Here is a 25,623-nt window from a genome sequence, read left to right as displayed (position 1 = left end):
TAACTGTAATGGAACATGTTTCATTAATAAGTTTAATGGTAGACCAGGATGGTTAGATTTCAGGGATTAAAGCCATTTTCAAACAAATTCTTGAGCAATTTTGTCAAGTATTATTCTAGCCAGTGATACGAAAGATGAGTGTGAAGATTTAGTCACAAACCTTAACTCACAAGGCAAGTTGGTTTCTCAGTTTAGGAAGGTGTAAGCCGCTAACGCTATCAATCGGATCTTAAAACGAAAAGAGCCCTCAATTGAGGGCTCTTTTACACAAGACTGGTTATTACACCATGCGAACGAGAGACTTACCAATTAGCCACTCTAGCTCTTTACCACTGCCTTCTCCAAACTGAGCTTCTGTCATTTTGTATAGGCGGTCAATACCGTTGATCGCAAACTCATGAGTGTTTTGCGCGGTCACAATATGGTGGAATAGTAGACGTAGAATTGCACGGAACTCTTCGTTGTCCAACGCCTTCACCCAACTAGATGAAAACGCTTCTAAGCCGTTATCAAATTCAACGTGCTCAACAAACATCTTAAAAATACGACCGTCTAGCGCCGCTGTGAAGTCTGTCTTTTTAGGGAAGTGATGGCTAATCCCGGTTCTAGACACACCTGTTTGCTGACTCAGGGTTGTGTAAGACATTTTGTCGTAACCTAGACGCAAAAGTTGATCAACAACGGCGTCCATAATTTTTTGGATGGTGATCTCAGTATCTTCTTTACTACGCTTTGGCATGTTCAGGCTCTTCTCTTTGTAAATCCGTCTGTCTAACTCAAAAAGAGTTAATCATTAAAACCTTATCGAATTAGCTTCCATGAATGTACAGGCATCAATTAAACAAGACTTATATTCTTGAAACCAACCCTGAACACCCTACCACATTTAAACCGTATGAACCATCTAATTATGATATTGGCTAAAGTTTCATAAATAACATCATGGATATTTATGAAATGAAAAGGCATCATCTTTTGTTTATATAATTGGACTGCCGATATTCTTATAAATTACATTTGCTGACAACTAACTGAATGGCATTCTGACGCATTAATGACATTAAATTTCGTTAATTAGTGATCTAGATCTCACCATTGTTAGGAGTTATTCGCAATAGCACCCTAAATTTAACCACCTATCAACATAGCATACTGAATTTATACAATTGGAACACCCTTCTCTTTTTATGGATAAACCTCAAATAACTCGTTAAAATATCCGTAGATTTTGTAAGAGGATATATTGAGATGAGCACTGAACAACAAGATGTATGTGAAGCTTGTGGCTGCGCTGGTGAGATGGGTTTTATCATCAAAGAAGGTGATGACGTAGCAGAAGTGACTATCTACGCAGAAGGCAAAACACTTCTTGAAAGTGAGCTAGCTAAGTATGTTGAACTAGCAAAACAAGTGTCAGCAGAAGTACAGCACGAAGTGACGACTATCGACGAGACATCGACTGAGCTAACAGCACGCTTCAAGTTTGAAGTTAGTGCAGAAAAGCTGATTTTTGAGCTAAAAACACGTTCATTGACTCGCTAGGCAATCAGAGCATATTTAAGACGGGCATTTTGCCCGTTTTTTTATTTCCCCCCTCTTCACAATTGACCCAAAGCCCTTATCTAATTAATACTTACGTTAACTCAAATTGACGAAGCTAAAATATGAGACTCGTTACTCTAGTCATTCTGTTTAGTGTATTTGTAGGTTCAAGTCACGCGCAGCCTCTTGATCCATTTAGAATACTCAATCACTTAGATAATTACGGTAATCTCGATCTAAGAAATAAGCCCTATGATGAACTACCAGCAGGATTGGTAGTAAAAGGGAATCTAAATATATCTAAGACACAGATTAAACGATTGCCAGAAGGAATAGATATTCAAGGAAGTTTAGATGCATCTAATAGTGCACTGAACAAAATAGATAAAGGAGTAATGATAAAAGGTTACGCCAACCTTCTTGGCGCAAACATCAAGCGTTGGCCCCCAGGTATTCAGCTGGGTGGTTATTTGAATCTGACAGATAACCCGCTGACTTCTTTACCACCAAGATTAAGAGTGAAAGGGGATTTAAGTGTGATACGAACCCCGATAACCAAGTTGCCCGAAGGGCTTATCGTGGATGGTAACCTCTATATTGGCGGTTCACAGCTGACTGAGTTTCCCAACACGATGACGGTTCGCGGCAATATCTATCTTGGCGGAAACCGTATTAGCAAGTGGCCCACCAAACTAAACCTCGGTGGAGCAGTTGCGCCATAGCATGATACAAGAGCAATAAAGGGATGCCTGTGAGCATCCCTTTTTATACTTGCTGCGGATTTCTACTGTTGGTTATTCACCGGATTCGCATAGCTGGCAATCAAGTAAGGCTGAGCCGCTTCTGGAAGCTGTACTAGCTTATCTTTCAAACTCTGTTTTACATCAGAATCGACTTGTTCATCACCTGCCGCCAATTGGTTGATCGGAAACAGCTTGTAGTTTAAGTGAATCTGACGGTCAATTTCTTCTGCTAGCGCGTCTGGCGTCTCAAAGGTTTGTTCAATCACATCACCAAAAGCCACATGGACGCGGCCCTTATCTCCAACGATACCTTGGATAATGCTTTCAATATCTTCAAACTCACCTTTCTCGTAACTTCCTTGCTCGTTTTTCTCCCAAAGCTCTAACGCTTTAGCGATATCACAAGGATCGTTTTCATAAGAGATAGACACAGGAACGATTTTTAGCGATTTAATGTATTCAGAGAACTCAACCTTTTGTTTGCGCCCTTCAACATGAAACATTTTTAAAATCGCAGGATCCGTAAAATCGTTGCCATCTTTAGCACGACCTTCCTTCTGTGCAATCCAAATAGAATGGCCAGTATCCAAAGAATGCTTAATGTATGCAGATAAGGTACCCAGCGCTTTCATCATCTCACGCGGCCCTTTGGCCGAGCGTTTCACGATAAAGCTTTTGTTAAGGCGCATCAGTTCGGTTGCACACGGCTTCTTAAGCAGGTTGTCACCAATGGCAATACGGACCGTTTTATGTTCACTCTGGTATAAGCCATAGTTCACTAACGCGGGATCCATCGCAATATCTCGATGATTAGAAACAAACAAATACGACTGCTGCTTATCCAGTTTCTCTAGTCCACTGTATGTTACACCTTTGGTCGTAGTGTTTAAGGTTTGATCTAGGTACTTTTTCACTTCTAGCTGAATCGCTTCTACAGAGTTCAGCTTAGACCACTTCATACGCAAGTAAACTTTTACTAGCGGAGACATTAGGGCTTTAAACCAACCTGCGTGGTTGGAGAAACGGTGCTGCAAGATAGCACTGATGAATTCTTCGTCGTTTACCAGTCGATCAATCGCCGCTGGAATCTCGTCATCATTATATGGACGGATATCGATAAATGGGTCGTTAGTTTTAGTCATTTTTAGTTACGTCAAACAAAAAGCTGGCCTATTCTACGCATAGATAGACATCTTAGCAGCTATACTTCTCTCAGATTTACAAAGGTCAGACCACGTAATGAGATCAATTTGATTTGAGATTGGTTTTTTTGACTAGACGAGTTACCCTTAGCGCCCCATTGGAAACGAGTATCACCATGCATTACGCTATTTCACACCACGCTTCGCAACATGACTTTCTCTCTAGTACACCAAGACGAAAACTATTGAAGCATACCCTTTTGCACGTAACAGAAGGCTTAGTGCTGATTAAGCTGGGCAAGTTGGAGTACGCAGTGGAAGCGGGTGATACTTTCTGGTTACCGTTTGACACCTTATGCGCGATTACTTATTTCCCAAACTCTAAAACTCAAACTGTTGAGCTTTCTAGCCGCGTTCAATTAACGCTGCCAGCCAAAGGGGGATACGTGAAACTCAACGAGCTTTCACGCGCACTCATCCATCGTTTAAGCGATGAGACAAGAAACTTTGAGATGGACAATGAGCTCCTAGCGGTATTCAAAACAGAAATCTCTGGCTTCTCGCCCAAGCTAAAAGAGAGTCCGCTAACTCAGCAGATTAATCATTGGAAATGGGATGGAAGAGACTCGGTGCTTTCTACTGAGCTGCAGCTCGTCTTAAAAATGCGCGAAGCGAGCAAAATGATGCTCTCTGGAAAGAAACGTCCTCAAGTGGTTGAACTTCTGTTTGAGGGCAATGACCAGACCTTCACTCAACTAGAAGCCCTTCTTTTAGGTAGGTCATAGAAAAGTTTAGCGATTTACTGGCTGAATACTCATTTCCTAACTATAAATCTATAAGTAACCGCTTAATTTTATAGACAGGGATTAACGAATGAAATTCAGCCATAAAATCGTGGCCGCATCCTCTCTTCTACTGCTTGCCACTGTCACCTTGTTGACTCTACAGCAATATTACACCGTTAAATCAGAAATCCGCTCTCAAGTTACGTCAAGCGTTAATGAAATCGTTGATGGTGTAAGGGACACTACCGGAGCTGAGATTAATAGTCGTAAGGCCATCGCAGCCTACGCGACCAGTATGTTAGAAGCTGACTTAACCCCGAGTTCTATTGAAACTGTTCTCACACGCGCTGTCGTGAAAGAGACCTTCTTGCTCGCAGGTCTAGGCTTTGAAAAAGATGGGTCCAATATCAATAACGATCCTTCTTGGAATCCTGGTCCAACATGGGATCCTAGGGTTCGTCCATGGTACATAGATGCCAAAAACTCCGGCAAACTCATTATTACCGCCCCTTATGCCGATTCAGCAACTGGCGAAATATTGGTGTCCATTGCCACACCAGTGCGTGATAACGGCCAGTTCATCGGTGCTATATTCTACGACGTAAGCTTGGCCGCTTTGGCTGAACTCGTGAATCGTGTGCAGCTGTTTAATGCTGGCTATGTGTTTATCGTAGCCGGAGATGGTACAACCATTGCTCACCCTAAAACAGAGCTAAATGGTATGCCGATGAAAGATTTCTTGGGCGATGCTCGAATCAAAGAAGATCCTCAGCAAGTCATATTAGAAGGTAAACAATACACTCTCGATTTTTCCAAGGTCCCTGGCGAGGATTGGTATATTGGCGTTATTCTCGACGAGGAAGTGGCTTATCAATCGCTTGCAGACCTCCGCAACAGCTCGATTTTGTATACCATCATCGCTTTGGTTGTCAGTGTGTTTATCCTATTAATGCTTATTCGCGCACTAATGAAACCACTCGATACACTTAACGATGCCATTCAAGATGTAGCTTCTGGGCAAGGTGACTTAACTAAACGTCTTGATACCAAAACTGACAAAGAATTCTCTGTGCTTGCCTCTGGTTTTAATGACTTTACAGGCACTCTGCAACAACTCATCACCCAATCAAAAGCAATTGGTTCAGAAATTTTACGTGGTTCTGAAATGACTTCGATGGGACTGCAAGAATCAGCTGCCGCGATGCAAGATCAGCTTCATGAACTAGAACAGCTAGCAACAGCTATGCACGAAATGGCGACAACTTCTGGTGAGGTTGCTAACAATGCGCAAGGAGCAGCCGCAGCGGCGAAAGAAGCCGATGATGCGACCAGTTTAGGTACTACGGTCGTCAGTGATACGACAGGTGCTATCGATAACTTGTCGCAAAAAATTGATGAGGCAGTAGAAGAGGTTAAAGTGCTTGAATCGGCCACTGACAACATTGAAACAATTCTTAAGGTCATTAATGATATTGCCGATCAAACCAACTTGTTAGCACTGAACGCAGCCATTGAGGCAGCTCGTGCGGGTGAGTCGGGTCGTGGTTTCGCAGTTGTAGCCGATGAAGTTCGCACTCTGGCACAACGTACACAAGAATCGACCACTGAAATTCGCAATATGATTGAACAGCTCCAAGCCGGCGCAAGCTCCGTTGCAAATGCGATGAACATGAGTAAGAGCACCGCAACTGACGCGGTTTCAAGAGCGCAGGAAGCCAATGTCGCACTGGATAGCATTCGTGATGCCATTCAACGTATCAGTGATATGAACATTCAAATCGCCTCTGCGGCAGAAGAACAAAGCTTGGTTGCAGAAGAGATCAATAACAACACAGTGAAGATCAAAGACCTATCAACCCAAGTTGCCGATGCAGCTGAAAATGCGAACATCGCCATGCAAGCTCAAACGGAAAATATCCGAGAGCAAGACTCAATATTGAACAAGTTTACAGTCTAGACGTAAACCTTAACCTAGGGATAATCAACTTTAAAGGGCACTCATCGAGTGCCCTTTCTGTTATTAATCCACCACTAACATCATACTACTGATTCCAGTAATCGAGAGCTTAACCTGTCCTGAGTTAGGGTCGTAAGTTTGACCACTCAGCAAATCCAACCATTGACTGGTGGTATTGAGATCAACCGTCTGCGCACGTTTTGACTTGTTGATGATAACGATCCCTTTTGCGCCGCGAGCAAATACCAATAGATCATCTGACGCTTCTATCACCTCCATTGGCTCCCCATGAACATGATTATGGAAGCCAATAGCAGCAATCATTTTCTCATCATCCCAAGCATTGAGCCAACGAGGTTGATTTTGCTTATTGAGATAACCACTGGTATCAAGGTCGGTATAGATTAGCGGCACGCCACCATCTCTACCCAATATATAACTGTATGCCAACCACTCATGCGCTTCGTCCATCACTAAATTTTCAAACACTTGATTGTTAGGAATATCATGGGTAATCGCAAAGGTAATAGCGCGCCTTTCAGACAGTGCTTGGCCAAAACAATATGGATCGACAAGACTTTTTAAACTGCCCCCACCCTGAAGAGCATCGTAAGTGACTTGAAATAACGGAAAATCATAGGCACCAAACCGGGTATGCGCCAAAAACGGCTCTAAAAACAGTTCGTACTCAGGTTTCTTCGCACCACCACTGGTAATGATTTCACCAAAGATATGGATATCCTGACAGATTTCTTTAGTCCAAACACGCTGTAAGTGCTCAAGCGTCATGTGTTTTGCCGCATCAATGCGAAAGCCTTTAAAACCAAGTTGCTTAAGTGCCCTTAGGTAACTCTGTTGCTGGGTAATAACGTTATCACATACACGTAAGGTAGGCAGACCCGGATCTTGAGGGCCTCCAGTAATTCGACCATTTTGAACTTGCCATTTATCTTCCCAATCTTCGATACCAAATGCTTCAACAAAATCAGGAAAATCAAATAGCGGTTCATTGAGATCGCCATAGAGTTTTTGCGTTTGGTAGTACGCAGCTTGGCTTTGATAACACTCCATCTCGGCTTGATTAGGATACTGAAGATCGGAGCGGCTCGAAGATTCATTGGCCATGTGATTAAACACGACATCCGCATAGACACGAATCTTGTATTCCTTCAGTGCCTCAATCATTTGTTTCACATCTTCGGTATTACCAAGCTGATTATCGATAACTCGGTAATCTTGAGGTTGGTAGCGTTGCCACCACATCGTGCCTTCTTTCGACTTTAGCGACTTCATAGGAGGCGAAACCAAAACCGTTTTGTATCCAGCTTGGGCAATCTGCTTCGCGCGTTGAGTGACAAGCTCATAAGGCCAGTCAAAAGCATGCAAAATGACGTCCGTTGCGTGAGAAGTAAACATTACCAGTTCCTATCGTTGTTATTCGTTTTTGAGGTAATTCTTTAACGGTGCTTATCTTATCAAAGGTGAAAAGCAATCCTACTCCCCCTAAGCACAGCTTTTTGCGTAGTAGGTAAAAGGCGTAGAGTTAGTGAAATAGTGAACCGTTTAATAAAATCTAGAGTCGCATGCAGCTATACTATTAGGTAGGTTTACGAAGGTAGTAATGATGAAAAAGGTTCGCATAGATATTGTCTCTGATGTCGTTTGCCCATGGTGTATTATCGGCTACAAGCGACTAGAGCAAGCGTTGATGACACTTTCCGATCAGGTGGAAGCAGACGTCAGTTGGCATCCATTTGAACTCAATCCTGCGATGGGGCAAGACGGTCAAAACCTAAAAGAACATTTACAAGAGAAGTACGGCACTACAGATGAAGCAAGCCAATCAGCACGTGAAACGTTAAGTGGGCTGGGTAATGAAGTCGGATTTGATTTCAACTTTACGCCAGATATGCGCATCTATAATACACGCAAAGCACATCAATTGTTGATGTGGGCATCCAGTGAAGACAAACAGTTGGATCTGCAGCTCGCCCTTTTCCATGCCTACTTCACCGACAATCTAGACATCAGTAATGACGATGTATTGCTTGAGTGCATTCAAAGCGTTGGCCTCGACCTAGATATAGCGCGAGACGTCCTCGAAGATGACGGCTGGGCTGAAAGCGTCGCTACCACAGAGCAACAGTGGCTTGAAGCGGGGATTAACGCGGTACCTGCAATCATCATTGATAGAAAGCACTTAATCTCAGGCGCTCAGACGACGGAACTTTTGATTTCTGCGCTTCAACAGATCACGCAACAATAAAAAGGAGAGCATAAGCTCTCCTTTCTAGCTTTTTATTCGCCCTATGACACCCCAAATTGCGACAACTAGGAGTCCTGCGACCACTCCAATCAAGCCATTTAACAAACTTGGGAAAAGAGCTTTCGCCAGAGAAACATTTGGGATGTCCATTATGATCGGCTCTATCCAATGATGAATCATCGGAACGTTGTGAACTACAATACCACCACCAACGAGAAACATGGCTGCCGTACCGACGACCGCGAGTACCTTCATAAGCTTAGGCGCAAACGCAATTAAGCTGCGACCTAGCGATGCCATTGCACCTTTGCCCTCACTTCGACGTTCAAGGTAGAAGCCTAGATCATCGAGCTTAACGATGCCCGCAACAAGACCATACACGCCAATAGTCATCACTACCGCAATCAAACTGACCACCAGCACTTGAGTTAGTGTTGATTGCCCTTGTACGGTCCCGAGAGCTATGACGATGATTTCTGCAGACAGAATAAAGTCGGTCCGTATCGCACCTGCAATCTTTTTCTGCTCATACTCATCCACCGACAATTCCGAATCAAGTTCTGATTTTTCTTGAGCTGAATGCTTAGTGTGAAAAAGTTTCTCAATGATTTTCTCAGCTCCTTCAAAGCACAAAAGTAGACCTCCGACTAACAAAAGCGGCATGATCAACCAAGGAGCAATAGCACTGATAAGTAAAGCCGAAGGAACCAATATGAGCTTGTTGCGAAATGACCCTTTCGCCACACTCCACACAACGGGGATCTCACGTTCTGCTGTAACCCCGGAAACTTGTTGGGCATTCAATGCCAGATCATCACCAAGCACACCAGCCGTTTTCTTGGCTGCAACTTTCGACATTAATGCAACATCATCCAACACGGTTGCGATGTCATCTAATAAGGTTAATAGGCTTGCACCAGCCATAGAGACTCTCTTATTTGCCCCTCCAATCAATGTAAGCAAATGTAACACTGAGAACAAAAACGACAAACTGAAAAGATGTCAAAGCTACGTCAATCTTGATTTTCTTCCACGCAATTGATTGCGACATACCCCATTGCATTCTATTCTGTTGCGGTATTTGAATAACCATAAAGGCAAGGTAATGCGCAGTACTTACACTTATCCTATCGGTACCCCAGGTCAAAAATGGGGCGAGGCAGAACGAATTGCTTGGCGTGAGCAGACCACCATCAAACGCGAATATCAGCAAGAAGTCGTACCTAAGATTACAGCTCTGAGCGATCGATTCTCTGTTGAACACTATGGCGCACTCTCTTACGACGAAGCGCGTTACCCGCTGTTCTGTATTAAGTCGAACAACTGGGATGCCGATAAGCCTATCGTTTTAGTCACTGGTGGTGTACATGGCTACGAAACCAGCGGAGTTCATGGTGCACTAAAATTCGCAGCCAATGAGATGGAGCGCTACGCAGAGTATTTCAACATAGTGGTAGCGCCTTGTGTTAGCCCATGGGGATACGAAACGATCAATCGTTGGAACCCGCTAGCGCTAGATCCAAACCGCTCTTTCTACCAAGACTCCCCTGCTGAAGAATCCGCTAATCTGATGAAGCTTGTGGCATCATTGGGTAAGGAAGTTCTGGTTCATATTGATTTGCATGAGACCACCGATACCGATGAAACGGAATTCCGCCCTGCTCTAGCTGCACGCGATGGTATTGAATACATCGAAGGTATGATCCCAGACGGTTTCTACACGGTTGGTGATACAGAAAACCCACAATCGGAGTTCCAAGCTGCCGTCATTGAATCTGTTAGCAAGGTGACTCACATCGCCCCTGCTGATGATAACGGTGAAATAATCGGTTCTGCTGTCGTGCAGTATGGCGTAATCAACTACCCAATGGTGAAGCTTGGCCTGTGTGGCGGTGTCACAACCTGCCAATATGGCACAACAACGGAAGTGTACCCAGATAGTCCCAAGGTGACCGATGAAGAGTGTAATGATGCTCAGGTCGCGGCAATTACTGGTGGTTTAGACTACGTACTCAATCAGTTATAACAATTTGTTTTTATACTGCTCCGGGGTCTGCCCGGAGTATTTTTTGAACATTGCAATAAACGGGCTCGCTTGGTTGTAACCTAGCGTAAGAGCCACTTCTTTTACTGAATGGCCTTTCCGTAAAAGATCCATTGAATAAAGATAGCGCACTCTCAACCGCCATTCGGTAAAACTCATACCTAATTCTGACTGACAGTGTCGTGCTAAGGTACGCTCTGTGGTGTGCACTCGTTCTGCCCATTCTGAAAGGCTCGTATTGTCGATTGGGTTTTCTTCGACTGCCACTAAGATCTTAGCCAGATATTTGTTATCAGTAGAGGGCAAGAAATGATGCTGAGTATCACGAGTTGCCAGTTGATCTAACAGCACTTGAACCAGTCGTTTATCCTGCTCTGACTCAGCGACATTCACCCCACGCTGACGAAAGTCATCAATAATCGCAGAAACAATCGGCGTCACTTTGATAAGGCTGGTGCAATCAGGGAAGTTCGTCGTTAAAGTATGAGCAATGTTAAGTGAGCAGTATGAAAGCGGCTTACGATTGTAACTGGTGTGTTTAATGCCAGCGGGGACCCAGATCGCGAGATGAGGTGGTGCAAGGAATCGAGTGTCTTCAGCTTCCATTTCCAAAATCCCACCGCTGATCAGTTGGACCTGCCCCCAAGGATGACTATGCATCCGTGTTTCAGTATTGGACAGAAACGCCTCAAAATTCATAAATACATCTGATGGAGCTTTATCAATTGATAAAGAGGGATGAAGATGTTTCGCCGACTTTCTCAAACTTGTCTTCCTACAACGCTCAATGTCTTTTTAAAGATATTTATAATCATATAGACCTGTCACACTACATTCCATCAAAATAATGCGATGGATTTCACATGGTTTACCTATTACCTCTTATTACCGTTTTTATTTGGGGCGGCAATGCGATCATTAACAAAATGGCTTCTGAGGTAATTGAGCCTAGCGCGATGGCGTTCTATCGCTGGTTATTCGCTATCGCCATTCTGTCGCCTTTCTGCCTTCCGAAGGTCTTGAAGCAATGGAGCACCATCAAACCTTATTTGGCAAAGATTGCGTTTCTCGCTTTGCTTGGCATGGTGCTTAACCAATCTCTGGCCTACTACGCGGGTTTAACAACCTCTGCGTCAAATATGGCGCTCATCACCTCTTTGGTTCCATTACTCAGCGTATTTCTTAGTGTTCCTCTACTTGGAAAAGCCATGTCACCCGTTAGCATTGTTGGGGGTGTGATCGCATTGGGAGGCTTAGCTTTGATGCTTGGCAAAGGTGACGTCACCTTCTTTTTCCACAACAGTATCTCTTTCGGTGATGGGCTCATGGTGATCACCGCCATCTGCTACGCTGCGTACTGTGTGCTATTGAAACGGTGGAAGATGCCACTATCTAACTGGACTATGGTGTACATGCAAGGCTCACTCGCACTCCTCATGCTGACACCTCTTTGGTTAACCAGCCAAACACTCTTACCTTCAAAAGCATCACTCCCTCTGATTGCTTACGCTGGATTGGCTGCCTCTGTTATTGCTCCTTGGATGTGGGTCAAAGCGATTGACCTTATCGGTGCAGACTCAAGCGCCATGTTCATGAACCTAATGCCGGTGGTTGCTATCACGCTGGCGGCCTCATTACTAGGCGAGACCATTCATGATTATCACCTATTGGGTGGGCTTCTTGTGATATCTGGTGTAATACTTTCTCAACTTAAACTCAAACGTAAGACACAGTCCCCATTACAAAACGTTAACCAAGTATAGGTAGACTGGCGCAAATAGGTATATGGTTATAGGTAACAAGCGACTTATAGCAATGTATTATCAATAATAATTAGATTAAAAGTCGTACGCGTCAGGATATGTTGGCTAGACCTCACTCACGTTGGGAGGTTACATGATTGAACTTGAGCGCATTGAAGATATCTACAACCATGACCATTTCACTTTACATGAGGTCGTGTTAAATGAAATAGGCTCCTACGTGTTTGTCAAAAACCGTAGGGGGGAATACCTCTACGCCAATCAACTGACGCTGGAACTGTTCAATACCAACTTAGAATCGCTGAAAGGGAAAACGGACTACGACTTTTTCCACCATGAGCTCCTCGAAGATATCCTTCACAGTGACAACACCGTATTTGAAACGGCAGAAACGGTCACCAACGAGGAACATACCCGGGCAATACCTGATGGAAAGTTACGCATCTACCGTGCAATAAAAAAACCGATCATTAGCTCCAAAACCAAGCAAGTTATAGGTTTGATCGGTGTTTCTACAGACATAACGGATCTCGTAAACATGCGAGAAAAGCTCGCCGAACTTGCCAATACTGATGAACTGACCAAGCTGTGTAACCGCCGCAAGCTGTGGCAGTTTTTTTCCAGTGCGTTTCACCAAGCCATAGAGTCGAAAGCACCACTTTCGTGCATTGTTATTGATATCGATTACTTCAAACAGATTAATGACACCCACGGCCACGACTTTGGAGACAAGGTTATCGTCGAATTAGCGGAAATAATCCGTCGTAATTTGAGAAGCGAAGATTGTTGCGGCCGTATTGGCGGAGAAGAGTTCTTAATTGTGTTAAACAAAACGCAAGCACAAGGAGCGCATGATATTGCTGAGCGTCTCCGGATCGCTTTTCAAACTTCACCGCTTAACAATCCGAAAGCTCCGTTTTCTATCTCTTGCGGAGTAACAGAACTGGCTCCCGAAGACGGTGACTTTTTTGCTCTCTATCGACGAGCTGATCAAGCGCTTTATGAGGCAAAGCATAACGGCCGAAACAAGAGTGCGATCCGATAAAATTCAACGTTAACAGATCATCGCGAATAGCCGCCTCACTGAAGTAAGACGACGTGCAACCTGAAGCAACGTTAGCTAACGACTTCAACATCCGTTTCTGGGACAGAACAGCAAGCTAACACCACCCCCATATGACGCTCGTGATCCTGTAACGCTGGAACATCAGGCTGGTGAACCTTGCCTGACTCTACCGTCACTTTACATGCTCCACATAAACCTGCTCGGCAACTGTTCGCGATAGGTAATCCCGCATCTTCCGCTTGCTCTAACAGCGTTTTCTGGTTGTCTCCTGTAAATAGATTGCCATTCACGGAAATCGTCACGGCTTTTGGTTCCCGCTTGCTGATCGTTGCCACGCCAAACGCTTCTTGATGGTAACAAGACTCTGGTAGACCTTGTTTAAACAGTAGATTTTTTGCCTTCTGCATAAAACCATCAGGCCCACATACGAACACCTGACGCTGACCAGGGTTTCGAATTTGCTTCAGGTGGGAAAGGCTCAAACGCCCTTTCAAGCCAAACCAATCAATCGGAGCCTGAGAAAGCGAGAAGAATACAGTCAGACCTTCGTGCTTGCGTTTCAACTCATCAAGTTCTGCTTTGTATGGGATATCTTCAACACTTCGACACTGGTGGTAAAACACAACATCTTTGATTTGGTCATGATCCGATAGGTAGCGAAGCATAGACATCATTGGTGTCACACCACTTCCAGCAGAGAGTAGCAGCATCGGTAAGCCCTGCTTATTACCTAGGTGAAAACTGCCGTCAGGCTCTTCACAACTTAGCGTATCACCTACTTGCAAGTTATCAACTAGCCAGTTAGAAACACGGCCGCCATCAATACGCTTCACTGATATAGCCAATCGGCCCAGTCTCGATGGACTGGACGAGAGCGTATAACGACGTGCAACTCGCTCACCATCAATTTCAATAGAGATAGGTAAATGTTGCCCTGGTTGATAAACCGGTGTTTCACCATGTTGAGGCTCGAGCCAAAACGTCATAAAGTCGCGGGCTATCTCTTCACGTTCAACGCAAGTCATAAGAAGCTGTTTTGGCGAGTTATCCGCGTAAAACTCTTTCTCTTTATACTCGAGAACTTCAACCGTATCTCCCTGCTGTATCGTCCCCTCGTTTTTTGCTACAAGGTTTTGACCGAAGAACACTCCACCAGTTTCGTTCGCTCTAAATTGAGATAAAGTATTTAGCGGCTCTTTTGAGCCTCGTAGCTCACCGGTTTTAACATCTACCGTCGTCAATATACAGCGCTCACAAGGCTTGACCGCTTCAAACTCAACCTCTCCGATTCGAATACGTTTCCAACTGTCTTCAATAAACGGCTCGTCGCCACTGACCACAAGGTTGGTACGAAATTGGTCCATCGAGTGCTTTTCTGGGCTTCGACGGTTGAGCTCTTGTAATGACGCTTCACTGATCACCAACAGGGGATAACCATCAGCAAAGCTGACATTGTGCCCCAGTTTTTCGCGTACACGATTAGATTGCTCGCCAGTAAAAAGTAATTCAACACGTTGACCTAAAACAGCGCTAAACCAGTCATCAGCATCATCGGTTGTGGTATAGGCAGTAAAGTTATCTTTCCATACCTGTGCAGGGGCTTCTTGCATCTTAAAATCAGCGTAACGGATTCGAAGTGTTGGGTGCCCTTGCGCAGTAAAGATCAATCCATCTGACGTTAGCGTTGATTTTACTAGCACCATCTGAGGGAATTTACGCGCAGTGACCATAGATCCATCTGAAAGCGCGAGCATGAAGCGTCGATCAAAGGTAAGACCTTGCTTTTCTACCCAAGCAGAGGAAATAGCTATTCCCCCTACAGACTTGACCGGATAAACGTTGATTTGAGAAAGAGTTGAAGCTGACATTGCCCATCCTAAGCTTTGAATTATTGTCGCTTCATTATACCGATCTCGACAATACTGTCTTGGCTAACTTTCCATCTCGGCTAGCGAGAGATTCATCTCACTTTTGATATTCCGCGTCAGTAACTGTCGGAATTACCTGAAATATCTGATTAAGTAGTGATCTGAATTTGAAAATGGAACTTTGACTACCATAATAGACGTCAAATTTATGACAACAATTATGATTTCTGTCACTAAGGAGAAATGTATGAACAAGTTGGTAATGATTCTGCTGTGTATCTTCCTACCACCACTCGCTGTATTTATTGATAAAGGTTTAAACAAAGATTTTCTTATCAACCTTATTTTGACTTTCTTCTTCTTCCTGCCAGGAAGTATCCACGCATTGTGGCTGACCCTAAAATAACTGGTCAAATACTACCCAACCAAGTAGGCCGTCAAAAAAAGGGGATGCAATAGTAAGCTGATTGCTCTATCATCCTGTCGCCTAAGCGTAAGCGTTTGCTTTCACAGTTTTCGTTACGTTTAGGCTCCAATCAGACAACTTACTAAATGGTGGGAGCAATAATGACAACACTTACGATCACACGTCCTGATGACTGGCATGTTCACCTTCGTGATGGCGAAGTTCTAAAGGATACCGTGCGAGATATTAGCCGCTACAACGGTCGCGCGCTAATCATGCCAAATACCATCCCACCAGTTACCAATACCGAAATGGCTCTTGCATACCGTGAGCGCATCATGGCAGAAAAGCCTAGTGAGCAGTTCGAGCCATTAATGGCACTTTACCTAACCGACAACACCACTCATGAAGAAATTCGCAAAGCCAAAGAATCAGGTGCCGTAGTTGCCGCTAAGCTCTACCCTGCTGGCGCAACAACCAATTCCGATTCAGGTGTTACGTCAGCAAAGAACATCTACCACGTATTGGAAGCGATGGAAGAAGTTGGAATGCTATTGCTTGTTCACGGAGAAGTGACCCATCACGAGGTTGATATTTTCGACCGTGAGAAAGAGTTCCTTGAAACAGTTCTTGCTCCAATTGTTAATGACTTCCCAAATCTAAAAATCGTTCTTGAGCATATCACTACCGCTGATGCAGCAACCTTTGTAAAAAACGCTAACGACAACGTAGCAGCAACGATTACCGCTCATCACCTGCTATATAACCGTAATCACATGTTGGTTGGTGGCATCAAGCCTCACTTCTACTGCCTACCAATCCTAAAGCGTAATACACACCAAAAAGCTCTCATTGAAGCGGCAACAAGCGGCAGCAAAAAGTTCTTCCTTGGTACTGACTCTGCGCCTCACGCAAAAGGCATGAAAGAAGCGGCATGTGGCTGTGCTGGTTCATACACCGCGCACGCAGCACTAGAACTCTATGCAGAAGTATTTGAATTAGAAGGTAAGCTTGAAAACCTTGAAGCGTTTGCAAGCCACAATGGTCCTGATTTCTACGGTGTGCCACGCAATTCAGACACAGTAACTCTAGTAAAAGAAGAGTGGCCGGTTTCTGAAAGCATGCCATTTGGCAGCGATATTGTTGTTCCAATCCGCGCTGGTGAGACCATCGCATGGACTGTGAAGTAACCTTCACCATAACTTAACGTTTAAAAGCCCTTAAGTATATTCGCTTAAGGGCTTTTTATTTGCTTGCCGACACGGCCAGAATCAATCTCTCACACTCTTCTTGCTGCATGTATTTAGGTACCGGGTAGTTCCATCTTGCTTCATGCAAAGATTGCTTGGCGAGTTCAGCAATATGCTCCTGAAGAATATGGTCAAAATGAGAAGGTAAATCTAACTTTTTCTGCAGCTGTTTAACGTAGTCGATAAAAGCCTGAGCTTTGATGGAGTCCGAAACATGGCTGTCCGTTAAGCTCAAAGTATCAGACAGTTTCGCCATCCTCTCTTTGGCTTCAAGCTTAGAAAACTCTAAAACATGGGGTAACACAACCGCATTCGCTAGGCCATGCGGTGTACCATATTTAGCACCTAAAGTATGTGCAATGGCATGAACATAACCAAGACTTGCTTTGGTAAACGCAAGACCAGCGTAGTAAGAAGCCAGTGCCATATTCTGACGAGCAATCGCATTTTGACCAAACTTCACCGCTTTCTCTAGATTTTCATCAATAAGCGTCACCGCCGCTAGAGCATAGCGATCCGTTTCTTGAGTAGCATTACCCGAAATATAGGCCTCAATTGCATGGGTGAATGCGTCCATACCAGTTTGCGCCGTAATTTGAGCAGGTAGCGCCAGCATTAAGCTTGGATCTAGGGCTGCAGCAATGGGAACAAGCTTAGGATCCATGACCGGCGTCTTTTTATGGGTAATAGGGTCAGAAACGACAGCGGCTACCGTGACTTCTGACCCCGTGCCTGCCGTGGTTGGAATGACAAAAGTGGGAGCAGGCGCTTTCCATACTTTAAGCAAGCCAACTAAGCGACGAACGGGCTTTTGGTTAGTCGCGCATGCGGCAATCACTTTGGCACAATCGATAGGTGAACCACCACCGAGAGCAACAACGGCCTGGCAACGATGTTTACGATAAAGAGACAAGCCTTGATCAACATGTCGATAAGTTGGATCCGGCTCAACACCATCGTACACCTCGCAATGCACACCGACACGTTCAAATTCGAATATCAGCTTTTTAGCCAATCCAAGCTTTACAATGCCGCTATCGGTCACAATTAAAGCCTTATCTATTCCCATAATGGAAACGCTATGACAAAGCTGTTTCAATGCTTCCTTGCCAAGAAAAAGTGTGGGTTTAGAGATAGGTAGCACTTTTGCAGCTAACTTTAACCCAAGCATATAAGCACGATGTAACCAGTAATAGAGCCTTTGTTCCATTTTCAGTCTCTATGTAATTGAGTTGATATTGTTAGCCTAGTCTTTACAAGGAGTTATCTCTAGTACCAAATGCAAACTTTTGAATATATATTGTCTCGAAGCCTAAAACTGGGCTAATAGGCGAGTAATCCAAGTAATTTCGCCAAACGCAATCAGATCATAGACAGTAAAAAACACAGCACAGATCAACGCTAACTTGATCAGTCGGTATACGATAAACATTCTCTACTTCCAAATATTAAAAAGCCGCCATTGGCGGCTTTTTTCAATAACAATAATACGACTTAGTGAACTGGTTTATCGTTCTTCGCGTAAAATTTTCCAAAATATTGCTCAAGCACTTCTGGGGTCAATTTGCCTTCTTCTTCCAGCTTTTTAAGCTCTGCAGCAATGGCTTTCTGCTCATCAATCGATGGCAATGCTACTTCAGGCTCATCACCCATTTCTTGAGACATTTGCTCTAGCTCTTTTTCGAAATCACTCATGATTCAACGACCCTATATGTCAATCTTACCTAAAAATAATGGGGCTAAGTGTAACCCACTTAGCCCCATTTTTTCTAGCCTATGCGAGGAGTTTACAGCTTAAAGCTGCCAACCATTCGGTCTAGACGCATAGACAAGTCTTTCAATTCTGCACTTGCAGCCGCGAGTTCTTCCGCAGTACCTGTAGTTACCTCATTGATAGCATTAATTTCTTCAATGTTTTGGTTGATGGTATGAACCACCGTAGACTGCTCTTCTGTTGCTGTCGCAACTTGAGTATTGCGGTCTGAAATATCATGGATACGCTCAGAAATTGAGATCAGCACTTCAACTGCCTCATCAGAAGAAGAAACCCCTTCCCCTGTTACTGCTTTACCTGCTTCCATTGCAGTTACTGCATCTTTCGCATCGCTTTGCAGCTGGTTGATCATCTTCTGAATTTCTTCCGTCGAATCAGCCGTGCGACTTGCAAGGTTACGAACTTCATCCGCAACCACCGCGAAACCTCGGCCTTGCTCACCAGCACGCGCAGCTTCGATCGCAGCATTTAGAGCGAGTAAGTTAGTTTGCTCAGAGATGTCACGAATTACATCAAGAATAGAGCCAATGTCCTGAGTCGTTGAAGCTAACTGCTCAACGACTTGGCCCGTGCTTTCAATATCCGATGCTAAGCGACTGATAGCGTCTTTCGCTTTGCCAACAACATCTTGACCAACTTGCGTATTGTCAGAAGCTTGAGTCGCAGTTTCCGCGGCAGTCGCCGCATTGGATGCGATCTCACTAATGGTCGCCCCCATTTGGTTAATCGCCGTCACAACTTGGATGGTCTGGTCACGTTGCATTTGGCTGTTGTCATGCGTCGTGTTCGCTTTGCTTGAAACGCCATCTGCCGCAGCTTGCAATGCACCACTAGTCGATGCTACCTCTTTCATTGACTCATGGATTTTCTCGATAAAGCCGTTGAAGCCTTCCGACAGCTGAGCAATTTCATCACTGCCTTGCACTTCAATACGTTGTGATAGATCACCATCACCTTTGCCTAGATCGCTAAAGCGCTCTGCAATCGCACGAATTGGACTTGCGATACTATTGGCTAAGAAAATACCCATGAAGATAAACAGACCAGCAACCACTACAGTTGTCACCATCATCTGTTTCGCAACGCTGTTGAGGTCAGCAAACACTTCATCAACAGGGACTACACCAACCACAAACCAATTCATTGAAGGGATGTAAGTACTAGCAACAAACACGCGCTGACCTTCGTAGTCTGCTTCAATTAAGTTAAAGCCTGACTTGCCTAATAGTTCGCTAGAGCCGCGACCATATAGCTGAGAGAGAGACGATTTCGCTTTGCTGTTGTCTCGGTGAATTTGAACACCACCTTCTGCATCCGTTAAAAACACGAAACCGGTCTTTTCAATCTTAAACCCATTCAGCAAAGACACCATATCGTCCATTGACTTAGACAAACCAGACATCGTCAAGCCGTTAGTCAATTGGAAGTTGGCAAACATTTTCACGTCACCGTTAGATTCTTGGAAAATACTCACAGAAGTTGGCTTACCTGATTGAGTGAAACCGAAGAACCAACCGTCTTGCTGCTGGTTTAACTGACGTAAGAAGCCATTTTGGTTCCAGTAGTACGCCGTATTTCGGTTCGCCACTGACGCATCATTCAGTTGATATTGGCTACGAACATTGTTCAGCTCTTTAACCAATAGTGCTTCCGTTTGCGCATCAATTGAGGTTGTGTCTACCGCTTGTTTAATGAATTCGTTGTTCGCCACTTGTTCAGCAGCAAGTAAAAGTTGGCTTACTTCGCGGTCAATCTGAGCGTTGATTTGCTCGAGCATTGAAGGTAGCTCGATATCAATAAGACGATGTTCTAGGACACTTCTCGCCTGGCGTTGCGCCATCACACCAACGATTATCGTCGATGCCAGCACGGCAAAAGTAATCCCCGCAACTACCTTTTGTTTAATAGTGATGGAGTTCAATTTCATTGGTTGTCTGCCTTCTTAGAGCAATTGTAGTTATCTTCTGGCCTTAGCATCACCTCTAACATTAGTTGAGTGATGCCCTCCCTGCTAGAGGCCGGTCCAATTAAGTACCTTTATCGGCCATTTGACATATTCCTTTACTATTTTGTTTTTAACCGGACATTTTTCACTCAATTGTTTGCTATCTATTTTGAAAGTAAGGATTTCAAGTTTGGAATATTGTTTATCTGGGTTTTAACCCCATATCTTAACCAACTGACAAATAACGTTTTATCAGCACGACTTAAAACGCTTATTGATGAATTTCTCGCCAATTAACGAGTTAACAATAAAAAGAGAAGGAACTTTTCTAGATTCCGAATCACTAAGTGGAAAAATTAGGAGAAAAATCGATGCAATCACAAGCTCTACAACAGCTAAGAGAGTACCTAAACAATCAAGTTATAGGACAAAGTGAGTTAGTCGACCAGCTACTGGTTGCCCTACTGGCTGACGGTCACATCTTGGTCGAAGGGCCTCCTGGTCTCGCAAAAACACGCGCAGTTAAATCGTTAGCCGATTGTATCGAAGGCGACTTCCATCGTATTCAATTTACGCCAGATTTGTTACCAGCCGATTTAACGGGGACAGATATCTTCCGACCAGAAACCGGCGAGTTTACCTTCCAAGCTGGACCTATTTTTAACTCTCTCATCTTGGCTGACGAAATTAACCGTGCGCCAGCTAAAGTGCAAGCAGCAATGCTAGAGGCAATGGCAGAGAAACAAATTACTGCTGGTCGTAAAACTTACCCCTTACCGAAACTGTTTTTGGTCATGGCAACACAAAACCCTATCGAACAAGAAGGGACATACCCGCTGCCAGAAGCGCAACTTGACCGATTCTTAATCCACCTTGATGTCGACTACCCAGATGCCGAAAGCGAACTGGCCATTTTGCGTCTAAATCGTGGTGAAGCCAAAGGTGAGACAACAGTGACACCGCCAGTTTTAAAGCAGGAAGATATCTTCGCAGCTCGCCAAGAAGTGCTCAACATTCATATGGCAGAGGGCATCGAGCAATACATTATTCGTTTGATCATGGCGACACGCCAACCGACAAAATACGATGACACGTTGAGCAACTGGATCGAAATGGGCGTCAGTCCCCGTGCAACCATCGCCCTTGACCGATGTGCTAGAGCTCATGCGTGGTTAAGTGGTCGTGACTTTGTTTCGCCTGAAGATGTTCAAGCCATGGCATTCCCTGTACTTCGCCACCGCTTGTTACTAAGCTACCAAGCGCAAGCCGAAGGAGTACATCCAAACCAAGTGATCAACAAACTACTATCACTGGTTGGTAGCGCGTAAGGGTCAATCAAATGCCTGAATTACCAACTCATAGCGACGGGGTTAACCTGACTCTAGATGAGCTGCTGTATTACAAGCAGCAATGTGTCAAATGGTTACCGCCTGCGAAAAGTCTATGGTCACAAATGCTTGGCCAACACCAAAGCCGTCAATTGGGGCGTGGTATGGATTTCAGTGAAGTTCGCCAATATCAAGCGGGGGATGATATCCGAGCAATTGATTGGCGCGTTACGGCTCGCACAGGTAAACCACACACCAAACTTTTCACAGAAGAGCGTGAAAAACCGATCGTACTTTACCTCGATCTCAGCGCTAGCATGATTTTTGGGTCTCAGTTGATGTTGAAGTCTGTTCAAATGGCGCATATGGCAAGCTTGATTGCTTGGCTCAGCGTATCTCAACAAGACAGAGTCGGCGCTTTGATTGACCTTGGTGATCGCCTTATCGAGCTTAAACCTATTTCGCGTAGTAAAGGAGCCTTAGCCATCGCGCAAGGGTTAGTCACTCATCATCAATCGCAGCTTAATGCTCAGCGCGCCGCAAACCCAGATATGCGAGAAGGTCTTCAAGCGCTCGCGCGAATGTGCCCGAAAGGCAGTGAGATCGTACTCCTGAGTGACTTTGTCCGCTTAAGCGAAGATGACCAAAAACTTCTACGCCGTTTAGGCCAACACAATCGCGTTCGGTTAGTACAGATATGTGACCCTCTTGAACAAGGGATCACGCATTACCGTGGCACAGAGCAAGTCTCTGATAAACAGACAACTCGTTGGTTAGATTTTTCTTCGAAAAAAACGCGCCAAGGTATAGAGTCCGCATTCAACAATCAGCAGCAGCATCTCAAACAATTGGCACATAGCTTGGGGATGAGTTTTTCTACGCTCTCTAGCGACGCTGCACTTACTCAACAGTTACATGGATTTCAATAATGAGCTCAGAGACTCAAACCACAACGCTTCCTCTCCAGCCAATGCATTTACCAGAAGTACCTGCGTGGTTTCCACTTGCTTGGGGATGGTGGGCAGTACTGGCCGCGATCCTCGTTTCGCTGTTTGTAATTTGGCTAATACTACGCTGGAACAAAAAACGTCTGGCACCTAAAAAAACCGCACTACGTCTACTTTCACATGGTGAAAAACCTTCAGAGGCAATTGAACTAGTAAGGCAAGCTGCTCTCTGTTATTACCCACGAGAAGAAATTGCTCAACTCACTGGCGACAAGTGGTATCAATTCTTAGACAGTCAAATCAAAGCGCCGCGTTTTGCTCCTAATCAAGCAATCTGGCAACAGGTTCTTTATAGCAAACAACCTGTTGCGAACGCTGATGAGCTCATTCAAGACTGTAAAGTCTGGGTGGAGCAAGCTCTGCCACCTAAAAGAAGGAGTGCATAGTTGGCAAACTTTGATTTGGTCTGGTGGTGGAGCCTATTACTCCTACCTCTACCACTGCTCATTTACTATTTAGTACCTGCGGTCAAACAGCGTTCACCGATATATTTGCCTTATGTGCCTGCCACAAAGCAAAGTGCTACCCCGAAAAACTGGCTGGCAAAATCTGTCGCGGCCATTGTATGGAGTGGACTCATTCTCGCCATGGCCAGACCGGTGTGGTACGGCGAACCCGTTACCACTCAACCTAAACACAGAGACTTAATGTTGGTGCTCGATCTTTCCTACTCGATGAGCCAGGAAGATATGAGCAACGGCAGCGATTACATTGACCGACTCTCCGCGGTGAAACAAGTGGTGAGTGACTTCGCTACCCAAAGAGTGGGAGACCGGTTAGGGTTAGTGCTGTTTGCCGATCATGCCTATTTGCAAACACCTTTGACCTTAGATAGAAAAACCATCTCCGACCAAGTTAACCAACTGGTATTGCGCTTGATTGGCGAGAAAACAGCTATTGGCGAAGGCATAGGACTGGCAACAAAAACTTTTATTGATAGCGACGCTCCGCAGCGAGTGATGATCTTACTTAGCGACGGTAGCAATACCTCAGGATTGATTGACCCAATAGAAGCCGCCAAAATTGCGAAAAAGTATGATGCCACCATATACACCATAGGTGTCGGTGCCGGTGAGATGACGGTCAAAGAGTTCTTCATGACACGCAAGGTAAATACCGCGCGAGATCTTGATGAGAAGACGCTAATGGAAATAGCCGAAATCACAGGCGGGCAATACTTCCGCGCTCGAGACGCACAAGAACTCGCAACCATCTATGACACAATAAATAGCTTAGAGCCGATTTCAAAAGCGACTCAAACATGGCGTCCACAAAAGGAGTGGTTCCCTCTTCCTCTAGGGATTGCCTTCATCGGTTTCACCCTACTGATTCTAATTAGGAGAAATCATGTCTAATTTCGTTCTCCTTACTCCACAGTGGCTGTTTGCATTATTGCCTTGGTTTGGACTGATGCTGTGGCTACATCGACGAACTCGACAACAAACCCTCATCGCTCCGCATTTAGCAAAAGCAATGGGTGTACAAGGCTCATCGAGTAATAAAAGCTGGCTTAGTATCGCCAGTATTTCGGGAGTCATCGCAATCGTCGCTCTTTCTGGTCCAAGTTTTAGCACTCAAGAGCGCCCTAGCTTTGCCAACACAAGTGCAAGAGTCGTGGTTATGGACATGTCGATGTCTATGTACGCAACAGACATTAAACCTAATCGCCTAACTCAAGCGCGTTACAAAGTGACAGACTTACTGAGCCAGTGGAAAGAAGGCAGTACAGGTTTGGTGGCCTACGCAGGTGATGCCTATATCGTTAGCCCAATGACTAGCGATGCCAGCACTATAGCGAATCTAGTACCAAACCTATCACCGGATTTAATGCCCTACCCTGGCGCCGATGCTGCAAGTGGCGTTAGGCTTGCCATCGAGATGATGCAAAATACCGGCTTAGCGACGGGTAATATTGTCTTAGTCACTGATGATTTAGACGACGTAGAGCGCGCTGGCATCGAAGATCAACTCAGTCACACTAATTGGGATTTAACGATTCTTGGTGTCGGCTCACGTGCGGGCGCACCTATTCAGCTCAAAGATGGTAGCTTAATGACTTTAGATAATGGCCAGACCGTTGTCGCTAAGTCTAACTTTGCCAATATGAAAGCGCTCGCCAATAGTGTTAATGGCCAATTTGTTCCAGTGCAGGTTACCAATAATGATGTCAGTCAGATTGCGAACAGCACATCGAGAATCGACGAGACAAGTAATCAAGCAGGTGGAGAAAAGATCGAAGAGCGAATTAACCAAGGGTTTTGGCTTATCCCTTTACTCATTCTTCCTGCACTATTGATGTTTCGCCGCGGCTTTCTGTTTAGCGTTGCCCTCATCTCATTACCTTTACTTCAGTCTCCTTCAGTACAAGCGAGCCCTTGGTTAACTGACGATCAACAAGCCATGCAGCTGTATGAAGCTAAAGAGTTTGAAAAAGCTGCAGAGTTATTTGACCGACCGGAATGGAAAGGTATTGCTCAGTACCAAGCTGGTGACTATCAATCGGCCGTTGAAACGCTCAAAGACAGTCCCACTGAATTGGGGCAATATAATCTTGCCAACGCACTCGCACAATCTGGCCAACTGCAGGACGCAGCAGAGATTTACCAAAAGGTTCTTGAACAAAACCCAAATCACAAAGACGCCAAAACAAACTTGGATATTGTGAACCAAGCGCTAGAGCAGCAACAGCAACAGCAACAGCAACAGCAACAGCAACAGCAACAGCAACAGCAACAGC

Annotated in this window: 24 protein-coding genes; 15 read left to right on the top strand and 9 right to left on the bottom strand. The window is 44.8% G+C overall.

The features are described 5' to 3' along the window. Nucleotides 1-280 precede the first annotated feature (280 nt). Nucleotides 281-739: a TetR/AcrR family transcriptional regulator gene (locus AC4MRV_RS16390; protein WP_491188398.1), complete on the bottom strand. Its 459-nt coding sequence runs from the start codon at nt 737-739 to the stop codon at nt 281-283. 509 nt (nt 740-1,248) lie between these two features. Between AC4MRV_RS16390 and AC4MRV_RS16385 the strand changes: the two genes are divergently transcribed. Next, nucleotides 1,249-1,542: a YfcZ/YiiS family protein gene (locus AC4MRV_RS16385; protein ID WP_491188397.1), complete on the top strand. Its 294-nt coding sequence runs from the start codon at nt 1,249-1,251 to the stop codon at nt 1,540-1,542. Between the two features lie 122 nt (nt 1,543-1,664). Next, nucleotides 1,665-2,264, top strand: a complete 600-nt coding sequence (locus AC4MRV_RS16380) for a leucine-rich repeat domain-containing protein (protein ID WP_491188396.1) — start codon at nt 1,665-1,667, stop codon at nt 2,262-2,264. A 62-nt stretch (nt 2,265-2,326) separates the two neighbouring features. Here AC4MRV_RS16380 and AC4MRV_RS16375 read toward each other — a convergent pair whose 3' ends face one another. Beyond that, complete coding sequence (locus AC4MRV_RS16375) at nt 2,327-3,427, bottom strand: 1-acyl-sn-glycerol-3-phosphate acyltransferase (protein WP_491188395.1); 1,101 nt, start codon at nt 3,425-3,427, stop codon at nt 2,327-2,329. A 176-nt stretch (nt 3,428-3,603) separates the two neighbouring features. Between AC4MRV_RS16375 and AC4MRV_RS16370 the strand changes: the two genes are divergently transcribed. Both AC4MRV_RS16370 and AC4MRV_RS16365 read left to right on the top strand, forming a co-directional pair. Continuing rightward, nucleotides 3,604-4,212 (top strand): AraC family transcriptional regulator, encoded by a 609-nt coding sequence (locus AC4MRV_RS16370; RefSeq protein ID WP_491188394.1) that lies wholly within the window; start codon nt 3,604-3,606, stop codon nt 4,210-4,212. Nucleotides 4,213-4,300: 88 nt separating this feature from the next. Continuing rightward, complete coding sequence (locus AC4MRV_RS16365; protein ID WP_491188393.1) at nt 4,301-6,169, top strand: methyl-accepting chemotaxis protein; 1,869 nt, start codon at nt 4,301-4,303, stop codon at nt 6,167-6,169. 63 nt (nt 6,170-6,232) lie between these two features. Here AC4MRV_RS16365 and AC4MRV_RS16360 read toward each other — a convergent pair whose 3' ends face one another. Beyond that, nucleotides 6,233-7,585, bottom strand: a complete 1,353-nt coding sequence (locus tag AC4MRV_RS16360; RefSeq protein WP_491188392.1) for an alpha-amylase family glycosyl hydrolase — start codon at nt 7,583-7,585, stop codon at nt 6,233-6,235. 208 nt (nt 7,586-7,793) lie between these two features. On the opposite strand from AC4MRV_RS16360, the gene AC4MRV_RS16355 reads away from it, so the two are divergent. Beyond that, nucleotides 7,794-8,435, top strand: a complete 642-nt coding sequence (locus tag AC4MRV_RS16355) for a DsbA family oxidoreductase (protein ID WP_491188391.1) — start codon at nt 7,794-7,796, stop codon at nt 8,433-8,435. 24 nt (nt 8,436-8,459) lie between these two features. On the opposite strand, the gene AC4MRV_RS16350 is transcribed toward AC4MRV_RS16355, so the two are convergent. Next, entirely contained in the window at nt 8,460-9,359 is a 900-nt protein-coding gene (locus tag AC4MRV_RS16350; protein WP_491188390.1) for a DUF808 domain-containing protein, read from the bottom strand. A 181-nt stretch (nt 9,360-9,540) separates the two neighbouring features. Here AC4MRV_RS16350 and AC4MRV_RS16345 point away from each other — a divergent pair, with 181 nt between their 5' ends. After that, nucleotides 9,541-10,461, top strand: a complete 921-nt coding sequence (locus AC4MRV_RS16345; protein WP_491188389.1) for a M14 family metallopeptidase — start codon at nt 9,541-9,543, stop codon at nt 10,459-10,461. On the opposite strand, the gene AC4MRV_RS16340 is transcribed toward AC4MRV_RS16345, so the two are convergent. Then, complete coding sequence (locus AC4MRV_RS16340) at nt 10,456-11,244, bottom strand: AraC family transcriptional regulator (RefSeq protein WP_491188388.1); 789 nt, start codon at nt 11,242-11,244, stop codon at nt 10,456-10,458. The two genes, AC4MRV_RS16345 and AC4MRV_RS16340, sit on opposite strands and share 6 nt — an antisense overlap. A gap of 98 nt (nt 11,245-11,342) precedes the next feature. Here AC4MRV_RS16340 and AC4MRV_RS16335 point away from each other — a divergent pair, with 98 nt between their 5' ends. Further along, on the top strand, nt 11,343-12,242 hold the full coding sequence (locus tag AC4MRV_RS16335) for a DMT family transporter (RefSeq protein ID WP_491188387.1): 900 nt from the start codon (nt 11,343-11,345) through the stop codon (nt 12,240-12,242). A 133-nt stretch (nt 12,243-12,375) separates the two neighbouring features. Further along, entirely contained in the window at nt 12,376-13,287 is a 912-nt protein-coding gene (locus AC4MRV_RS16330; RefSeq protein WP_491188386.1) for a sensor domain-containing diguanylate cyclase, read from the top strand. A 71-nt stretch (nt 13,288-13,358) separates the two neighbouring features. Here the strand turns inward: AC4MRV_RS16330 and AC4MRV_RS16325 are convergent, their stop codons facing one another. Then, a complete protein-coding gene (locus tag AC4MRV_RS16325; protein ID WP_491188385.1) occupies nt 13,359-15,176 on the bottom strand; it encodes an MOSC N-terminal beta barrel domain-containing protein in 1,818 nt (605 codons plus the stop codon). Nucleotides 15,177-15,423: 247 nt separating this feature from the next. On the opposite strand from AC4MRV_RS16325, the gene AC4MRV_RS16320 reads away from it, so the two are divergent. Together AC4MRV_RS16320 and pyrC are read left to right on the top strand one after the other, a co-directional pair. Next, nucleotides 15,424-15,582 carry a YqaE/Pmp3 family membrane protein gene (locus AC4MRV_RS16320; protein WP_491188384.1) on the top strand — a complete coding sequence of 53 codons (159 nt, stop codon included), beginning with the start codon at nt 15,424-15,426 and terminating at the stop codon, nt 15,580-15,582. A 161-nt stretch (nt 15,583-15,743) separates the two neighbouring features. Next, nucleotides 15,744-16,772 (top strand): dihydroorotase, encoded by a 1,029-nt coding sequence (gene pyrC / locus AC4MRV_RS16315; protein ID WP_491188383.1) that lies wholly within the window; start codon nt 15,744-15,746, stop codon nt 16,770-16,772. A gap of 55 nt (nt 16,773-16,827) precedes the next feature. Here the strand turns inward: pyrC and AC4MRV_RS16310 are convergent, their stop codons facing one another. The 3 genes from AC4MRV_RS16310 to AC4MRV_RS16300 form a co-directional block, all read right to left on the bottom strand. Continuing rightward, nucleotides 16,828-18,042 carry an iron-containing alcohol dehydrogenase gene (locus tag AC4MRV_RS16310; RefSeq protein ID WP_491188382.1) on the bottom strand — a complete coding sequence of 405 codons (1,215 nt, stop codon included), beginning with the start codon at nt 18,040-18,042 and terminating at the stop codon, nt 16,828-16,830. A 284-nt stretch (nt 18,043-18,326) separates the two neighbouring features. Next, the gene (locus tag AC4MRV_RS16305; RefSeq protein WP_491188381.1) at nt 18,327-18,527 is read right to left on the bottom strand and encodes a restriction endonuclease subunit S; all 201 of its coding nucleotides are present in this window, start codon (nt 18,525-18,527) and stop codon (nt 18,327-18,329) included. Between the two features lie 92 nt (nt 18,528-18,619). Next, the gene (locus AC4MRV_RS16300) at nt 18,620-20,533 is read right to left on the bottom strand and encodes a methyl-accepting chemotaxis protein (RefSeq protein ID WP_491188380.1); all 1,914 of its coding nucleotides are present in this window, start codon (nt 20,531-20,533) and stop codon (nt 18,620-18,622) included. Between the two features lie 389 nt (nt 20,534-20,922). Here AC4MRV_RS16300 and AC4MRV_RS16295 point away from each other — a divergent pair, with 389 nt between their 5' ends. From AC4MRV_RS16295 to AC4MRV_RS16275, 5 genes are all read left to right on the top strand, one after another. Then, a complete protein-coding gene (locus AC4MRV_RS16295; protein ID WP_491188379.1) occupies nt 20,923-21,879 on the top strand; it encodes an AAA family ATPase in 957 nt (318 codons plus the stop codon). Nucleotides 21,880-21,890: 11 nt separating this feature from the next. Next, a complete protein-coding gene (locus tag AC4MRV_RS16290; protein ID WP_491188378.1) occupies nt 21,891-22,808 on the top strand; it encodes a DUF58 domain-containing protein in 918 nt (305 codons plus the stop codon). After that, on the top strand, nt 22,808-23,272 hold the full coding sequence (locus AC4MRV_RS16285; RefSeq protein WP_491188377.1) for a DUF4381 domain-containing protein: 465 nt from the start codon (nt 22,808-22,810) through the stop codon (nt 23,270-23,272). The genes AC4MRV_RS16290 and AC4MRV_RS16285 overlap by 1 nt, the downstream gene beginning before the upstream one ends. After that, nucleotides 23,273-24,241, top strand: coding sequence for a vWA domain-containing protein (locus tag AC4MRV_RS16280; protein ID WP_491188376.1), 969 nt, complete (start codon nt 23,273-23,275; stop codon nt 24,239-24,241). Continuing rightward, nucleotides 24,234-25,623: VWA domain-containing protein (locus AC4MRV_RS16275; RefSeq protein WP_491188375.1), on the top strand; the 1,390-nt coding region annotated here is incomplete at its 3' end. The genes AC4MRV_RS16280 and AC4MRV_RS16275, both read left to right, overlap by 8 nt.

The organism is Vibrio sp., from assembly GCF_984391705.1.
This window is presented reverse-complemented; position numbering and strand designations above follow the sequence as displayed.

Excerpts from the sequence above, each read along its gene's own strand:
- AC4MRV_RS16365 (WP_491188393.1), top strand. The coding sequence starts at position 4,301 with ATGAAATTCAGCCATAAAATCGTGGCCGCATCCTCTCTTCTACTGCTT.
- AC4MRV_RS16350 (WP_491188390.1), bottom strand. The coding sequence starts at position 9,359 with ATGGCTGGTGCAAGCCTATTAACCTTATTAGATGACATCGCAACCGTG.
- AC4MRV_RS16310 (WP_491188382.1), bottom strand. The coding sequence starts at position 18,042 with ATGGAACAAAGGCTCTATTACTGGTTACATCGTGCTTATATGCTTGGG.
- AC4MRV_RS16325 (WP_491188385.1), bottom strand. The coding sequence starts at position 15,176 with ATGTCAGCTTCAACTCTTTCTCAAATCAACGTTTATCCGGTCAAGTCT.
- AC4MRV_RS16300 (WP_491188380.1), bottom strand. The coding sequence starts at position 20,533 with ATGAAATTGAACTCCATCACTATTAAACAAAAGGTAGTTGCGGGGATT.
- AC4MRV_RS16370 (WP_491188394.1), top strand. The coding sequence starts at position 3,604 with ATGCATTACGCTATTTCACACCACGCTTCGCAACATGACTTTCTCTCT.
- AC4MRV_RS16295 (WP_491188379.1), top strand. The coding sequence starts at position 20,923 with ATGCAATCACAAGCTCTACAACAGCTAAGAGAGTACCTAAACAATCAA.
- AC4MRV_RS16330 (WP_491188386.1), top strand. The coding sequence starts at position 12,376 with ATGATTGAACTTGAGCGCATTGAAGATATCTACAACCATGACCATTTC.
- AC4MRV_RS16390 (WP_491188398.1), bottom strand. The coding sequence starts at position 739 with ATGCCAAAGCGTAGTAAAGAAGATACTGAGATCACCATCCAAAAAATT.
- AC4MRV_RS16355 (WP_491188391.1), top strand. The coding sequence starts at position 7,794 with ATGAAAAAGGTTCGCATAGATATTGTCTCTGATGTCGTTTGCCCATGG.
- pyrC (WP_491188383.1), top strand. The coding sequence starts at position 15,744 with ATGACAACACTTACGATCACACGTCCTGATGACTGGCATGTTCACCTT.
- AC4MRV_RS16285 (WP_491188377.1), top strand. The coding sequence starts at position 22,808 with ATGAGCTCAGAGACTCAAACCACAACGCTTCCTCTCCAGCCAATGCAT.
- AC4MRV_RS16375 (WP_491188395.1), bottom strand. The coding sequence starts at position 3,427 with ATGACTAAAACTAACGACCCATTTATCGATATCCGTCCATATAATGAT.
- AC4MRV_RS16360 (WP_491188392.1), bottom strand. The coding sequence starts at position 7,585 with ATGTTTACTTCTCACGCAACGGACGTCATTTTGCATGCTTTTGACTGG.
- AC4MRV_RS16290 (WP_491188378.1), top strand. The coding sequence starts at position 21,891 with ATGCCTGAATTACCAACTCATAGCGACGGGGTTAACCTGACTCTAGAT.
- AC4MRV_RS16345 (WP_491188389.1), top strand. The coding sequence starts at position 9,541 with ATGCGCAGTACTTACACTTATCCTATCGGTACCCCAGGTCAAAAATGG.
- AC4MRV_RS16380 (WP_491188396.1), top strand. The coding sequence starts at position 1,665 with ATGAGACTCGTTACTCTAGTCATTCTGTTTAGTGTATTTGTAGGTTCA.
- AC4MRV_RS16335 (WP_491188387.1), top strand. The coding sequence starts at position 11,343 with ATGGTTTACCTATTACCTCTTATTACCGTTTTTATTTGGGGCGGCAAT.
- AC4MRV_RS16305 (WP_491188381.1), bottom strand. The coding sequence starts at position 18,527 with ATGAGTGATTTCGAAAAAGAGCTAGAGCAAATGTCTCAAGAAATGGGT.
- AC4MRV_RS16385 (WP_491188397.1), top strand. The coding sequence starts at position 1,249 with ATGAGCACTGAACAACAAGATGTATGTGAAGCTTGTGGCTGCGCTGGT.
- AC4MRV_RS16320 (WP_491188384.1), top strand. The coding sequence starts at position 15,424 with ATGAACAAGTTGGTAATGATTCTGCTGTGTATCTTCCTACCACCACTC.